The following is a 14,443-nucleotide window of genomic DNA, read 5'->3' on the forward strand; positions in this document are numbered from 1 at the left end:
GAATTGGGCAAAAGGAGGAATTGGACATGAGCAACGTATCGACAGAAAATACGACAAATACAATGAAAGAACAAATTTTAGCAGGGGGATTGCCGAAATATCACGAAAAAAATGCACAACAAGGTAAGTTATTCGTACGTGAGCGACTCGAGTTATTATTAGATGATGGTCTCCAATCAGAGGATGGCTTGTATGCTAACTGTTTAGCAGGTGATTTACCAGCAGATGGTGTAGTTACAGGTATTGGTAAAATTCACGGTCGCACAGTATGTATTTTGGCAAACGATTCCACAATTAAAGCAGGCTCTTGGGGGAAACGAACTGTAGAAAAAATGATTCGTATACAAGAAACGGCTGAGAAGCTAAACTGCCCATTATTATATTTAGTCGATTCAGCAGGTGCGCGCATTACAGATCAGTTAGAAATGTTCCCAGGGCGTCGCGGGGCAGGGCGTATTTTCTATAATCAGGTAAAGCTCTCGGGCAAAGTACCGCAAATTTGCCTATTGTTCGGTCCTTCTGCAGCTGGAGGGGCTTATATTCCGGCATTTTGTGACATTGTAGTGATGGTTGAGGGCAATGCTTCGATGTACTTGGGCTCGCCACGCATGGCGGAAATGGTCATTGGAGAAAAAGTAGATTTAGAAACAATGGGCGGTGCTAAGATGCATTGTTCTGTATCTGGTTGTGGAGATGTACTGGCAAAATCAGAGCAGGAAGCCATCGCATATGCACGCAAATATTTGAGCTATTTCCCGAATAACTATGCAGAGCGCAGTAAAGTGGCGGAACCGAAACCACCGGCATCTTTTGACAAGTCGATTGAAGAATTAATTCCAAAAAATCAAAACGCTCCTTTTGATATGTATCAGTTAATTGAGCGACTAATTGATGAAGATTCTTTCTGTGAAGTAAAGAAGTTGTTTGCTGCAGAATTAATTACTGGGCTTGGACGCATTAATGGTCAATCTGTTGGGATTATAGCTAACCAACCTCGTGTAAAGGGCGGAGTACTGTTCCACGATTCGGCTGACAAAGCAGCGAAATTTATTTCATTATGCGATGCGTTTAACATTCCACTAATTTTTTTAGCAGACGTACCAGGCTTTATGATTGGTACACAAGTAGAAAAGGCTGGTATTATTCGTCATGGTGCGAAAATGATTTTTGCTATGAGCGAAGCAACTGTGCCTAAACTAACAGTTATTGTACGCAAGGCATATGGGGCGGGGTTATATGCGATGGCGGGACCAGCATTTGAACCTGATTGCTGTATTGCTCTATCAAACGCACAAATTGCCGTAATGGGTCCAGAAGCAGCTGTAAATGCCGTCTATGCAAATAAAATTGCAGAACTTCCAAAAGAAGAGCAGGCAAACTTTATTGCAGAAAAACGTAAAGAATACCAAGAGGAAATTGACATATATCGTTTAGCGTCAGAGCTTATTATTGATGATGTCATTGAGCCGAATGATTTACGTAAGGCATTAGAAACACGTTTAGAATTATATATGTCGAAATATTTGCTGTTCTCACAACGAAAGCACGGTGTAAATCCCGTATAAAGGCATAAAGAAAGAGGACAACGAGGCTACTAGGTGTCGAACAACTGACTGGCAAAGCCTAATTGAAGTTTCACTTTATGACCGTTATTTTTCTTAAGCTATAGGAAAGCACTCCAGATATACGCTGGGGTGCATTTTTTGCTATATTTACCCCCTTGCATGGGCCGAGCGAACATATTAAAATATGGTATGGATAAGAGAAAGTGGGTGGTGAAGGCATGACAAAAAATAATATATCGAATGTTCAAGGTGATGCCAAACTACCATTACCTTATCGAGCTTGGATTGATACATACTATATGCAAGTAAAGATTATAGGCTGGGTGATTTTTAGTGTCTACTCCTTTATTGCGTTTTATAAATTAGTGATTGATCGTTTAGTGAATGTTGTTGTCGTTTTTTTTCATGGCGACTATTCTTTAGGCGAATTAGGCTTATTTGATTATAGTAGTTGGCGAGTAACGACAAATTTTGTGCCTTTTGAAACAATTTTGCGTTATATAAACTACTCACAGTACTTTAATTTAGATTTGATAATAATCAACTTACTTGGAAATTTATTGATATTTACACCGATGGGCTTTTTATTGCCATTACTGTCGAAGAAATTTCGAAAAGCATGGCTAATAATTATTTTAGGCTTTTTCTCCAGTCTTGCGGTAGAGACTGTGCAGTTTATTTTTACAGTTGGCTCTGCCGATATTGACGATTTAATATTAAATACAGTCGGCGCATGGGTTGGCTACTTTGCCTATAAATGCCTTCTAATTATACCTAGGAACAAAAACTAACTTTAAATTGTTAAGACAGTCCGTTTATCAATGGACTGTTTTTTTAGAGGGAAGTAAACACTATTTTACAAGTGTTTAGCATGATAAATATCAATGATAATAAACAATAAAGTAATAGATGAGGTAGGAAATTAGAAAATAATTTAGTTAAACATAAGTCTTTAGGTTTATTTTTTTAAAATTGATTTATTTCTTTAGGATGTTAGTAGTATCTTACTCTTGATTTTAGTTAAGAAAATTCCGATAATTAGTGTACGGAAACTGTTCAGCTGGTATATGTATAGTAATAGAATGTTTAGTCATATCTACTATTTAACTTGCATATTAAGATAAAAAGTTGAGGTGAACCATATGAAATTATCGAATTTAATTAGACAAGAAAGTATTGCAAATAACCATACTCGTAAAAAGATATTACAGCGAAAAGAGGCCGGGGATGCTTATCGAAAAAATGCACAGTATTTCCAACCAAAGAAAAATCCTATATTGCTGGAGCTTGAAAGTCTCTTATTAGGACGTAAAGACCAAGATTTATATGAGCAACATAAAGAAGAGGCGAAGGAAGTAACGCCACAACAGCGAGCGCTAATTAGTGACTTACAGCAAACAGAAAAAAATGTACGTGCGCATGAACAGGTATATAAAGCTGTGGGCGGTGATAAGACCGAAACGTTTTCTTACACACAATCGACCGAACTAGCGGGGAAGCTTAATAGTTCAGATGAGGAAGTGGCTATAACTGACGATGCTGGCATTGCTCCAGATGAAACGCTACAGATTTTAGAGAAAGTTAGAAGTGCTGCACTAGCACCGGTTAATCCATCATCCCAAGATTTGCGCCTGGCAGCGTTTGCAGACGCTCAAATACAGCAAATGCAAACGAAAGTAAATGATTTTAAAGGTGATAATCATGAGCTGATTGAGGAAGAACCTGTTTTTGTACAAGAGATTATTGAAGTAAAGGTACCAGAACGTTTCTCGAATGAATTGAAATTGGACCCATTTGCAGATACAATTTTCGGTAAGAGTTATGAGGAGGCATTCAAGGCACGCTCATTTAAAAATGCGGCGGCTAAGTATGCTACTCATATTCAAATGGCGAAAAATGGCTATCAACCTGGGAATGATTCAATGTTTTCAATGACTGCCTAATGCTGTAGATGGGGGATTTTAAATGTGGCAAAGGCAAAGCATACTAAAACAAATGCTGTAAGATTATTAGAACAGCGAAAAATACCTTTTGATGTTATGGAGTATGAAACGGGAGACGGTCTTGTGGACGGGGTGTCAGTAGCTGAAAAAATTGGTCACCCAGTTTCACATGTTTTTAAAACATTAGTGGCAAAGGCAAGTGCACAAAAGCTCTTTGTTTTTGTTATACCAGTTGCGGAAGAATTGGATTTAAAAGCAGCTGCAAAAGTTGTTGGTGAGAAAAAAATCGAAATGCTTGCTGTGAAAGAGTTACTTGGCTACACAGGCTATGTACGCGGTGGGTGCTCGCCAGTAGGCATGAAAAAACTTTACCCGACAGTCATTGATGCATGTGCACGTGAGCAAGGAAATATTATTGTCAGTGCAGGTAAAATAGGCATGCAAATACATGTGCAACTTGATGATTTGATTGCCGTGACACAGGCACAGATTGCTCCAATCACAACTATCCACGAATAATAATGTGGATAGTTTTTTTATGAAAAGAAACGCTAGGTTGCATTCTTTGCTCATGATCCCAAGTAAACGGAACCTATCGCTCGGATGACTGAAGTAGCTGCTCTGGAAGAGTCAGCCTCCTCGCCTAGTTCTCAATCAAACACGGAGTGCAATCAATCTTTACTCAGGAAACTGCAACAATTTCAAATACTTTGGAGTTCCAAACAGTATTCTTTTATAATCTGGAAAATATGATACAGTTAGAGCAATATCATACATAGAGAGTAGGATTACGAAATGCGAAAAGTTACTGGATGGCGCTGGACGTTCTTTATCGGTGGCATGATGATTATGGCGCTTGGTATTACGATGTCTATAAAGGGGAAAATTATCGGAACGAGCCCATGGGATGTTTTGCATGTCGGCTTGTTTCAAAACTTCGGTTTGACAATTGGGACATGGTCTATTTTAACGGGGTTACTGATTGTTGCTTCGACTTCGTTGGTGTTACGAGAATGGCCAAAAATTGGCACGTGGCTAAATATGCTACTTATTGGTTCTTTTATTGATGTGTTTAATTGGCTACTGCCGTCAACGGATATCTATGGATTGCAGATAACTTATTTTGTGATGGGATTGTTTGTTTTAAGTTTTGGCTGTGGGATGTATATCGCGCCAAATATGGGGGCTGGACCGAGGGACACTTTAATGATGATTCTCGTTGAAAAATTTGGCGGGACTATTAAAACAGCGCGTATGGGGATTGAGGTACTTGTTACGATTCTTGGGTGGCTACTTGGTGGTCCTGTCGGTGTTGGTACAGTATTAATTGCCTTAACGTCCGGCTATATTGTGCAATATTCATTGCCGTATTGCCGAAAGGTTTTAATGAAATGCATCGGCAGTATGGACGGCATGAAGCCGTTTTATTGAAAATTAGCTACTTTTATCGCGATGAAGATAAAAGTAGTTTTTTCATTTTTTAAAGAGATATTTCATATAATGCAGTGCATAAGGCAAAGGGGGAACGACACTGAACGGAAATGTAACCTACTATTTTGGACACGCATTGACAGGGCAAGGGAGAAAACATGTATATAAAGAAATGATGGAAGAAGCAGAGCTAGTTTATGTTCTACAAGGTGCGCCGACTTTTAAAGGATCAGAATTGATGAAAGAACTTGGTTACTTTTATGTGAAGCAGGGGTTTGAAGTGGAGTGGTTTAAACATGCATTATTAGAAGATACCGTAGAGGCTGTTTATGTTAGAGGTTGTAATCGTCTATATGTATGGTCATCGGAGTGGGGGATTGAGCCAACTTTACTCGGCACGAAGCATCGCGTGCTATCCTTTTACGATTGTTTAGAAGAAGAGCAGCTTGAGGGGGTTGGTGAAAAACTTGCTAATGCAATGAGGGACCGGGAGTTATGGCGTGAAAAGTGTATTACAATGCTTGAAATCGCTAAAAAACTCCATGACGATTGGGAGGTTGTGACACAAAGCTATATGGACTGGCAAGCTTTAAATGATCAAGTTGAAAATTTAAAAGCAGCTGTTTTTCAGTCAATAACTCTCAATAAAACCGGTATACGTACACACCGATTACTAGGTACATTAACGCCTCAAGGTGCACAAAATACAGTAGAAAGCATCACGAAAAATTTGGCTAGAAGGTTGATGATTAAAGGCAAGCCTGGCACAGGGAAATCTTCGCTAATGAAAGGATTAGCAGACGAAGCAAACGCAAGAGGGCTAGATGCACAAATTGTGTGGTGTGGTTTGGATGCAGGATCAGTCGATATGGTGATAATTCCAGAATTAAATTTCTGTATTTTTGATAGTACAGAGCCACATGTATATGAGCCACAGGACGGAAGACTAGGTGATGAGATTTTTGATATGGCTAAGCATTGCGCCCTTTCAGAGGAAGCGGAAATGAAAATTGAAGAAATTCGTGTGAAGTACAAAGCTGCATTACAGGATGCGATGGGTTATGCAACACGTTACGAAGAGGCGGAAAACACGATACGCCAGTTAATGGATCGCTGTTTATCGACTGCCATGTGGCGTGAAAAAACGGCACCTTTATTTGAAAGATTAACAAAGTGATTTATTATAATTGTGCGCTTATGCTACACTAGGAGCTAGAATAGATGATTTTCATTCAACAGCCCTCATTTCTGTAGGTAAGGAGATAAATAAGCCTTTTTTACAGGATGTCAAAGCCAACTGAATGTATATCAAACCTCCGGCGGATATCACGGATTTTGGAAGGTTACTGTAAGCTGTTAGCCTTACTTCGTCGAACGGCTAACTGACCTGCATCGGTAAAAACGTCATGTTCTATGACATTACCGACTCCGTGTCAGCTTTGGTGCAGGCCTAACTACGGTTACAATACCACAAATTCGGACATATTTACGTCGAGACGTAATTGATCTTAGAAAGGATGATACACTTGTCTAAAGTATTAAACGCATTTTTAGATGAAAACCTACAAGCCTTACGTGATCAAGGCTTATATAATGAAATCGATGCAGTAGAAGGTGCAAACGGACCAGTTATTCAGGTGCGTGGTCAGAATCTTATTAATTTATCCTCAAATAACTATCTAGGCTTAGCGACGAATGAAGAATTAAAGCGCATTGCAAAAGCAGCAACGGATAAATATGGTGTAGGTGCTGGGGCTGTACGTACGATTAATGGTACACTCGACCTTCATGTGAAACTAGAGGAAAAGCTAGCTGAATTCAAAGGAACAGAAGCGGCTATTTCATATCAATCTGGTTTCAATTGCAATATGGCGGCCATTTCAGGTGTTATGGATAAAAACGATGCCATTCTTTCTGATCAATTAAACCATGCATCTATTATTGATGGTTGTCGTTTATCACGTGCCAAAATCATTGCTTACAATCACTCTGATATGGAGGATTTACGCGCAAAGGCGAAAGCAGCCACAGAGTCAGGTTTATACAATAAAGTGATGGTCATTACAGATGGCGTATTCTCGATGGACGGTGATATTGCCAAACTACCAGAAATCGTTGAAATTGCTAAAGAGTTTGATTTGATTACGTATGTAGATGATGCTCATGGATCAGGCGTAACTGGTAAAGGCAAAGGGACAGTGAAGCATTTCGGCTTAGAAAAAGAAATTGATTTCCAAATCGGCACGCTTTCAAAAGCAATCGGTGTCGTTGGTGGCTATGTAGCAGGTAAGAAAAACCTAATTGACTGGCTGAAAGTACGTTCTCGTCCATTCCTATTCTCAACAGCGTTACCACCAGGTGATGTAGCTGCAATTACAGCAGCAGTTCAAATGCTGATTGACTCTACAGAACTACATGATAAGCTATGGGAAAATGGCCATTACTTAAAAGCGGGTCTTGCGAAGTTAGGCTTTAATATCGGGGATTCTGAAACACCGATTACGCCATGTATAATTGGTGAGGAAAAGCTTACTCAGGAATTTTCGCGTCGTCTATTTGAAGAAGGCGTTTATGCGAAATCAATCGTGTTCCCAACAGTTCCAAAGGGCACTGGGCGTGTTCGTAATATGCCAACAGCGGCCCATACAAAAGAAATGTTAGATGATGCACTAGCGATTTACGAAAAAGTAGGTCGTGAATTAGGGGTTATTCAATAAAAAAGTGGGGCTCCTCAGCTATGAGGTAGCCCCGTTTTCATATAATTTTTTGAAGTGGCGGATAAAATCGTGAAAGTGACGGATAACCTGGTCGAAGTGACGGATAGAACCGCGACACGACGGATAGCACTTCAAAATCGACATTAGGAATGGATAGCGTTCGCTGATTTTAGCTGTTGAATGCGCTCATCTGTCATATTTAATGTCTGTAATATCTCCTCATTATGTTGACCTAATGTAGGTGCGGCACTTGTCAACTGACCTGGTGTTTTAGAGAATTTTGCAGGAAAGCCGAGTGTACGCATTGGACCTGCGATTGGGTGATCATAAGACAGTACCATACCACGTTGTAAAAGATGTGGGTCATACAAAGTTTGATGATATGAATAAATAGGGCTAGAAGGTACGCCATGTTCATCTAAAAGCTCTAACCAATGTGTTGCGCTATGTTTGAAGAGTTCGCTTTCAATTTCAGCTTCTAATGTTTTAACATTTTGCGCACGTAAGTAATTCGTGGCAAATTGCGGATTGTCTAACCAATCTGGTCGATTTACTACGTTGTTTGCGAAAATTTCCCATAGCTTTTGATTGCCAGCACCGATTAAAATATAGTCATCCTTTGTTTTAAAGCCTTGATAGGGTGCAGATACACGGTGTGCGGTACCTGTACGTTCAGGCAATTGCCCTTCACCGAAATAAGCAGCAGCTTCCCAGACTGTCCAAGCAAGACCCGATTCTACAAGTGATACATCCACATATTGTCCTTCACCTGTTCGAAGCTTATAAATATAGGCCATTAATATAGATTGTAGAGCTGTTTGTGCGGCGGCAATATCATTCACGGCAAAACCAACTTTGACAGGTCTGCCATCAGGTTCACCTGTCATGTGCATTAAACCGCTAAGTCCCTGTGCCATAATGTCATAGCCACCTTTTTGACTATAAGGCCCTGTTTGTCCATAGCCAGAAATGGAGCAGTAGATGAGCCCAGGATTAATGGCTTTTAATGTATCATAATCAATACCTAGTTTTTTTGTCACACCGGGACGATAATTTTCTACAAGAACATCTACAGACTGAATGAGTTCTTTGAATAATTCTAATCCTTCAGGCGTTTTTAAATTAATACAAACCCCTTTTTTATTACGGTTGACCATCATATACATATGACTTTCTTCATTAATGAAGGGACCCATTGACCGTGTGTCATCACCATGTGGATATTTTTCAATCTTAATGACTTCAGCGCCCATATCCGCTAACACCATTGTGCAATAGGGACCTGCAAGGACTTGTGATAAATCAACAACTTTTAAGCCTGCTAATGCTTGTTTCATATGCCATCAACCCCGTTATTTTTCACTAAAGTGACATTGCGTAAATCCTTCACAGATGTAGCGCCCGCTAATGCAATTGAAACTTTTAATTCATCATATAAATTCGTCATAACTTTTTCGACGCCTTGTTGTCCGTCAAGTGCTAGGCCATAAACGAAAGGACGTCCAATCGCTACTGCATCAGCACCTAAAGCCAGTGCTTTGAGCGCATCCATACCGCGATAAACACCACTATCTAAAATTACAGGGACTTGTCCTTTCACCACCTCAATAATTGCAGGAAGTGCATCAAGCGAACCAATGACACCGTCTAATTGGCGACCGCCATGGTTGGAAACGATAATGCCATCTATGCCATTGTCTACTGCCAATTTGGCATCTTCAGGATGTAAAATACCTTTTAGCAAAATGGGTAATTTTGTACGGCGCTTTAATTCACGCACATGTTCCCAATTCAATGTAGGATGGAAAACATTTTGTAACACACCTTGCACATACGATTCAAAAGAATCATCTGGTAAAGAGGCCATAAAAACAGGATCATTGACATAATTGCCGCGTGCGTAGCCAAGCTTTAAAGGCGAGAATTGATTACGTACATCTTCTTCACGCCAACCGAGCATCACTGTATCCACAGTCAAGACAATGGCTTCAAAGCCAGCAGCCTCTGCGCGAGCAGCCATACTGTAAGCAATTTCTTCATTAGTAGACCAATATAATTGGAACCATTTCGTCGCATTCGGAGCTGCTTGCGCAACATCTTCAAGTGCGTAACTGGAAACCGTACTTTGAATATAGGGAATTTTTAAACGATTGGCTGCGCGCACAACGGCTAGCTCACCATCCTCATGTGCCATTTTATTCATGCCAACGGGTGCAAATAACAACGGTGTTGGATGTATTTTGCCAAATAATTCAATCGTCGTATCGATGGTTGAAACATTATTTAAAAAGCGTGGGATAATAGAATATTTTTCGAAGGCAGCGCGGTTATTACGTAATGTCTGTTCGCCACCTGCACCAGAGCGCACATAGCCATAAGGACCAGCATCTATTTTATCAGCAACAGCCTTCTCTAAATCAGCAAAGGAAATAGGGAAGGGGGCTTGTGCATTAATATTTTTTAATAGTAAATCGCCATTTGTTGTGTTTGTCATCTTTACTACCTCGCTTATTTATTGAAAATGGGCTTTCTTTTATTTATAAATGCTTGAATGCCTTCGTTATAATCATCAGAGCTAAACGAATCAAGAATTATTTGCGCTAGTTCTTCGCTTTCTTCGGTCTCGCCATCTACAATTGCTTGGATAATTTTTTTACTACCCGCATTGGCAACAGATGATTTACTTAATAAATGATGGGCAAACTGTAATGTTGCATCTTCAATTTGTGCTGGTTCATGTAATGCCGTTATTAAGCCAATGTTTTTACCTTCATCAGCTGTAAAGATATTCGCTGTATATAAAATCTCTTTTGCTTTGGCAACACCAACAATATTAATCAGTCGTTTGGTACTTTCAAGGTTATAGACAATACCAATATTCGCAGCTGTAATACCAAGCTTACTTTTTGGCGTCGCTAATCTGAAGTCACAAGCATTGGCTAGTTCTAAGCCGCCACCAATTGCTAAGCCTTGGATCATCGCAATTGTAGGCTGGGGGAATTTATAAAGTGCATCAATGGCTTTCAAAGCTAAATCGTTGTAGGCTTTCGCATTTTCAGCTGCATAACGAATATCTAAAAATTCACTAATATCAGCGCCAGAGCAAAAGGCAATGTCATTTACTCCGCGCACGATTAATACTTTTACAGAAGAATCCTTACGTAAAATTTCTAGGTTATCTACAATGGCTTGGAACATCGCTTTCGACAAGGAATTACGTTTATCAGGACGATTTAACACTAATGTAGCAATATAGCCAGCTCTCTCTACATATATTTCAGTTGTCATGCGAATCCTCCTATTAGTCTTTTTTTAGTTTTGCAGCAAAGCGGTTACCAAGAGATTGGATACTTTGGACAAGAATTATTAAAATAAAGACAGTTGCATACATCACATCAACTTCATAGCGTAAGTGACCATAACGATATGCTAAGTCACCTAGACCACCAGCTCCAACCATTCCCGCCATTGCAGTTGCTCCGATAAGGCCAACAGTGGCGATAGTTAGTCCTAAAATAATGGATGGACGAGCTTCACGTAGTAATACATGCCAAATTATATGACGACGTTTAATACCCATTGCCGTATAAGCTTCCACGACCCCAGCATCCACCTCTAATAGCGCTGTTTCCATTAAACGAGCAATATAAGGGGCTGTATAAATGACAAGTGGAACAATGACACCCTTTACGCCAATCGTTGTCCCAACGATTATCTTCGTAAATGGTAAGATGAAGAACAGTAAAATGATAAATGGTACAGAGCGAACGATATTAATGAGTAAATTGACAAGTTGATACAAAAATTTATTTTCAAAGGATTGTCCAGGGCGAGTTAAAACAATTAAAAGCCCTAAAGGAATACCGATTAAGATCGAGAAGAATAGGGAAATACCAACCATTTGGAAGGTTTCAATCATAGATTTTCCAATAATGTCAGACCAATTTGTAAAAAAGTTTTGAATGCTATCCATGTAGTTCGCCTCCCAAATCCTCAATGGCTACGCCGTTTTCTGTAAAAAACGTAAGTGCTTTTTGTACGATATGTACTTCACCATGTAAATGAACGACAATATTACCGACAATGCCATTTTTTAATTCAATAATATTGGCTGTTAAAATGTTAGGCTGTACATCGTAAATTTTGCTTACTTCGGCTAGTAAAGGTTTCCCTGTACTTTCGCCTAGAAAAGTTAAACGAATGACACTACCTGAAACATTTAACTGTTCGATTAACGTAGGGGATAAATTCCGTTGTGAAATAGTATTTAAAAATTTTCGAGTCGTTGGATGTTGGGGTCTAGCAAATAGCTCAATAGCGTTCCCAAATTCTACGACTTTACCAGCTTCAAGAACCGATACATCATCGCAAATTTTTTGTATAACATTCATTTCATGCGTAATTAGCAAAATCGTAATGCCAAGCTCACGATTAATTTTTAGCAATAGCTCTAAAATGGCTTCCGTTGTTTCGGGATCGAGTGCACTTGTTGCTTCATCACTTAGTAAAATTTCTGGCTCTTGTGCAAGTGCACGAGCAATCGCAACACGTTGTTTTTGACCACCTGATAATTGACTTGGATAGCTATCTAATTTCTCTGTCAGACCAACAATTTCAGCGTACTTGGCCACACGATTTTTCACTGCCGTATCGTTATAGCCAAGTAGCTTTAACGGTACGGCAATGTTGTTATAGACCGTTGCCGTTTTTAAGAGATTAAAATGTTGGAAAATCATGCCGATCTTTTGGCGTGTTTGGCGAAGATCATTTAATGACAGGGTTGTAATATCTACGTTATTAATGAAGACTTTGCCTGCTGTTGGACGTTCTAACAAATTCACGCATCGAATAAGTGTACTTTTTCCGGCACCACTGTAGCCAATAACCCCATGAATTTCACCTTTTTTCACATGAAGATTAATGCCATCGACTGCTTTGACAGTACCTGTTTTTGTTTTGAATTCTTTTGATATATTTTGTAGTTGAATCATATGTTACTTCTCCTTCCTAAAGGAAAAAGTTACCGTTTAGACGGTAACTTTTGTCGTGTTGTATTACCAGCTTGGAATTACAGAACCATCGAATTCTTCCTCAATAAATTTACGTACTTCGTCAGATTGATAAGCATCTATGAATTTTTTAATCGTTGGGTCTTCTTTGTTTTCAGCACGCACAACAATGTAGTTTACATATGGAGAGTCAGTAGATTCTAAAAGAATGGAATCTGCTTTAGGATTAATGCCAGCTTCAAGTGCGAAGTTCGTATTAATAGCCGCTACATCTACTTCACTTAATTGCTTTGGAATTTGTGCAGCTTCTAATTCAATGAATTTGAAGTTCTTTTTGTTTTCTTCCACATCGTGAATGGATGCTGTCAGGCCAGTGCCTTCTTTTAATTTAATATAGCCTGCTTCTTGCAGAACAAATAAGGCACGGGCACCGTTTGTCGGATCATTTGGCAAACCAAATGTTGCACCGTCAGGAATTTCATCTAATGATTTATATTTTTCAGAGTATACACCCATTGGATTTAAAATTGTTTTTCCAACAGGCACTAAATCTGTATCATGGTCTTTGTTAAAAGTATCTAGAAACGGTTCATGTTGATAGCTGTTGGCATCTAAATCACCTTGTGATAATGCAGTATTCGGTAAAACGTAATCAGAGAAAGATTTTAGTTCAACCTCTAAGCCATTTTCTTTTGCTACTTTCGCAGCAACCTCAGCAATTTGTTCGTGTGGGCCAGATGTTACGCCAACTACGATTTTATTTTCATTAATAGCCTCGCCATTACCTTTGCTGTCTTCCTTACTACCGCAGCCGACTAATGCCACTGCTAATGTGAGACTTGCTAAACCTACTAAAAATTTGCTTTTCTTTTTCATGAAAAATTACCTCCAAAATTGTTTTATCGGTTTTTGAAAATAAAAAAAACTCTCTTACAAACTTAAGAGAGGCTCATGAAAAGATGTCCTCTCTTATCTTTCAAACGGATATCGTTTGCAGGATTTAGCACCTTCCCTAAAAGGGGGGTTGCCGAGCTTCATAGGGCCAGTCCCTCAGCTACTCTTGATAAGAGATTTATAGTATTTTTGTAAATCCGATAGAACTAATATAATTTATAGGTTATATTAAGTCAATGAATATTTTTAATATTTTATAAAATTAAATTATAATCAATGAGGTTTTTGGAGGATAGAAATTGCTGTGAAGACGATGGTGCTGGGCGTGAAGTCTCCTCAGTGATATGTGAATATAATTATTCAGGGAAAGAGGTTTTTTTATGTCTGTAAGGGTTAATTATGGAGTAGGGTCATTTGGTAGAGTTATTAGTGCACGCATTTTAATGGGGACAGATATTGTTGAGGGAATTGAGGCTGTATGTGAAGAGAATGGAATTGAATCAGCAACAATTGTTAGCTGTATCGGTAGTTTTCTAAAAAGTAGCTTTGTTTATTTAGTACCAGATGAAACAGCTAAAATTAACGTACGCTTTAGTGAAATAATTGAAAAGGAAGGGCCGCTTGAATTTATACAAGGTTCTGGCGTTGTCTGTAAGCGTGACGGCATCTATGAAACGCATTTTCATGGATCGATGAGTGATCAATGGGGGTGTGTGTCTGGCGGCCATTTGATTAAAGGTGGCAGTCCAGTTATTACCGCAGATGTTGTTTTAGCAGAGGTGCAGGGCGTACAGCATTTTAGACGTTTGGATGAAGAGACAGGACATGTTCAATTTTATCCGCTAGAAGAAGGATTAAAGAGTCCTCGACAAATAAATAAATAA

14 protein-coding genes and 1 riboswitch are annotated in these 14,443 nt (G+C 39.2%); of the genes, 8 read left to right on the forward strand and 6 right to left on the reverse strand.

Features of this window, described 5'->3' with window-relative positions; translation table 11 throughout:
* The first annotated feature begins 26 nt into the window (after nucleotides 1-26).
* The 7 genes from H131_RS04440 to H131_RS04470 all read left to right on the forward strand — a co-directional run bounded on the left by H131_RS04440 (nucleotide 27) and on the right by H131_RS04470 (nucleotide 7,656).
* A complete protein-coding gene (locus H131_RS04440) occupies nucleotides 27-1,565 on the forward strand; it encodes an acyl-CoA carboxylase subunit beta (protein ID WP_010857867.1) in 1,539 nt (512 codons plus the stop codon).
* 218 nt (nucleotides 1,566-1,783) lie between these two features.
* A complete protein-coding gene (locus H131_RS04445) occupies nucleotides 1,784-2,356 on the forward strand; it encodes a VanZ family protein (RefSeq protein WP_036131061.1) in 573 nt (190 codons plus the stop codon).
* Nucleotides 2,357-2,707: 351 nt separating this feature from the next.
* Nucleotides 2,708-3,508, forward strand: a complete 801-nt coding sequence (locus tag H131_RS04450) for a putative metalloprotease CJM1_0395 family protein (protein ID WP_010857869.1) — start codon at nucleotides 2,708-2,710, stop codon at nucleotides 3,506-3,508.
* Between the two features lie 24 nt (nucleotides 3,509-3,532).
* Nucleotides 3,533-4,027 carry a Cys-tRNA(Pro) deacylase gene (gene ybaK, locus H131_RS04455; protein WP_010857870.1) on the forward strand — a complete coding sequence of 165 codons (495 nt, stop codon included), beginning with the start codon at nucleotides 3,533-3,535 and terminating at the stop codon, nucleotides 4,025-4,027.
* A gap of 276 nt (nucleotides 4,028-4,303) precedes the next feature.
* Nucleotides 4,304-4,939 carry a YczE/YyaS/YitT family protein gene (locus H131_RS04460; protein WP_010857871.1) on the forward strand — a complete coding sequence of 212 codons (636 nt, stop codon included), beginning with the start codon at nucleotides 4,304-4,306 and terminating at the stop codon, nucleotides 4,937-4,939.
* A gap of 172 nt (nucleotides 4,940-5,111) precedes the next feature.
* Nucleotides 5,112-6,116, forward strand: a complete 1,005-nt coding sequence (locus H131_RS04465) for a nucleotide kinase (RefSeq protein ID WP_230491820.1) — start codon at nucleotides 5,112-5,114, stop codon at nucleotides 6,114-6,116.
* A 340-nt stretch (nucleotides 6,117-6,456) separates the two neighbouring features.
* The gene (locus H131_RS04470; protein WP_196228862.1) at nucleotides 6,457-7,656 is read left to right on the forward strand and encodes a glycine C-acetyltransferase; all 1,200 of its coding nucleotides are present in this window, start codon (nucleotides 6,457-6,459) and stop codon (nucleotides 7,654-7,656) included.
* 143 nt (nucleotides 7,657-7,799) lie between these two features.
* Here the strand turns inward: H131_RS04470 and H131_RS04475 are convergent, their stop codons facing one another.
* The 6 genes from H131_RS04475 to H131_RS04500 all read right to left on the reverse strand — a co-directional run bounded on the left by H131_RS04475 (nucleotide 7,800) and on the right by H131_RS04500 (nucleotide 13,541).
* The gene (locus H131_RS04475) at nucleotides 7,800-8,993 is read right to left on the reverse strand and encodes a CaiB/BaiF CoA transferase family protein (protein WP_010857874.1); all 1,194 of its coding nucleotides are present in this window, start codon (nucleotides 8,991-8,993) and stop codon (nucleotides 7,800-7,802) included.
* Nucleotides 8,990-10,150, reverse strand: a complete 1,161-nt coding sequence (locus tag H131_RS04480) for an alpha-hydroxy acid oxidase (RefSeq protein WP_010857875.1) — start codon at nucleotides 10,148-10,150, stop codon at nucleotides 8,990-8,992. Before H131_RS04480 ends, H131_RS04475 begins: the two co-directional genes overlap by 4 nt.
* A gap of 14 nt (nucleotides 10,151-10,164) precedes the next feature.
* Nucleotides 10,165-10,944, reverse strand: a complete 780-nt coding sequence (locus H131_RS04485) for an enoyl-CoA hydratase/isomerase family protein (protein WP_010857876.1) — start codon at nucleotides 10,942-10,944, stop codon at nucleotides 10,165-10,167.
* A 13-nt stretch (nucleotides 10,945-10,957) separates the two neighbouring features.
* Nucleotides 10,958-11,629, reverse strand: a complete 672-nt coding sequence (locus H131_RS04490) for a methionine ABC transporter permease (RefSeq protein WP_010857877.1) — start codon at nucleotides 11,627-11,629, stop codon at nucleotides 10,958-10,960.
* Complete coding sequence (locus tag H131_RS04495; protein ID WP_010857878.1) at nucleotides 11,622-12,647, reverse strand: methionine ABC transporter ATP-binding protein; 1,026 nt, start codon at nucleotides 12,645-12,647, stop codon at nucleotides 11,622-11,624. Before H131_RS04495 ends, H131_RS04490 begins: the two co-directional genes overlap by 8 nt.
* A gap of 63 nt (nucleotides 12,648-12,710) precedes the next feature.
* Nucleotides 12,711-13,541 carry a MetQ/NlpA family ABC transporter substrate-binding protein gene (locus tag H131_RS04500; RefSeq protein ID WP_010857879.1) on the reverse strand — a complete coding sequence of 277 codons (831 nt, stop codon included), beginning with the start codon at nucleotides 13,539-13,541 and terminating at the stop codon, nucleotides 12,711-12,713.
* Between the two features lie 90 nt (nucleotides 13,542-13,631).
* Nucleotides 13,632-13,735: riboswitch (SAM riboswitch) on the reverse strand.
* A gap of 204 nt (nucleotides 13,736-13,939) precedes the next feature.
* Between H131_RS04500 and H131_RS04505 the strand changes: the two genes are divergently transcribed.
* On the forward strand, nucleotides 13,940-14,443 hold the full coding sequence (locus tag H131_RS04505) for a PPC domain-containing DNA-binding protein (protein ID WP_010857880.1): 504 nt from the start codon (nucleotides 13,940-13,942) through the stop codon (nucleotides 14,441-14,443).

It is taken from the genome of Lysinibacillus sphaericus OT4b.31, assembly GCF_000392615.1.
GTDB classification, from domain to species: Bacteria; Bacillota; Bacilli; order Bacillales_A; family Planococcaceae; genus Lysinibacillus; species Lysinibacillus sphaericus_B.

Coding starts and splice junctions, on each gene's coding strand:
- H131_RS04440 (WP_010857867.1), top strand. CDS start 27: ATGAGCAACGTATCGACAGAAAATACGACAAATACAATGAAAGAACAA.
- H131_RS04445 (WP_036131061.1), top strand. CDS start 1,784: ATGACAAAAAATAATATATCGAATGTTCAAGGTGATGCCAAACTACCA.
- H131_RS04450 (WP_010857869.1), top strand. CDS start 2,708: ATGAAATTATCGAATTTAATTAGACAAGAAAGTATTGCAAATAACCAT.
- H131_RS04460 (WP_010857871.1), top strand. CDS start 4,304: ATGCGAAAAGTTACTGGATGGCGCTGGACGTTCTTTATCGGTGGCATG.
- H131_RS04465 (WP_230491820.1), top strand. CDS start 5,112: ATGATGGAAGAAGCAGAGCTAGTTTATGTTCTACAAGGTGCGCCGACT.
- H131_RS04470 (WP_196228862.1), top strand. CDS start 6,457: ATGATACACTTGTCTAAAGTATTAAACGCATTTTTAGATGAAAACCTA.
- H131_RS04475 (WP_010857874.1), bottom strand. CDS start 8,993: ATGAAACAAGCATTAGCAGGCTTAAAAGTTGTTGATTTATCACAAGTC.
- H131_RS04480 (WP_010857875.1), bottom strand. CDS start 10,150: ATGACAAACACAACAAATGGCGATTTACTATTAAAAAATATTAATGCA.
- H131_RS04485 (WP_010857876.1), bottom strand. CDS start 10,944: ATGACAACTGAAATATATGTAGAGAGAGCTGGCTATATTGCTACATTA.
- H131_RS04490 (WP_010857877.1), bottom strand. CDS start 11,629: ATGGATAGCATTCAAAACTTTTTTACAAATTGGTCTGACATTATTGGA.
- H131_RS04495 (WP_010857878.1), bottom strand. CDS start 12,647: ATGATTCAACTACAAAATATATCAAAAGAATTCAAAACAAAAACAGGT.
- H131_RS04500 (WP_010857879.1), bottom strand. CDS start 13,541: ATGAAAAAGAAAAGCAAATTTTTAGTAGGTTTAGCAAGTCTCACATTA.
- H131_RS04505 (WP_010857880.1), top strand. CDS start 13,940: ATGTCTGTAAGGGTTAATTATGGAGTAGGGTCATTTGGTAGAGTTATT.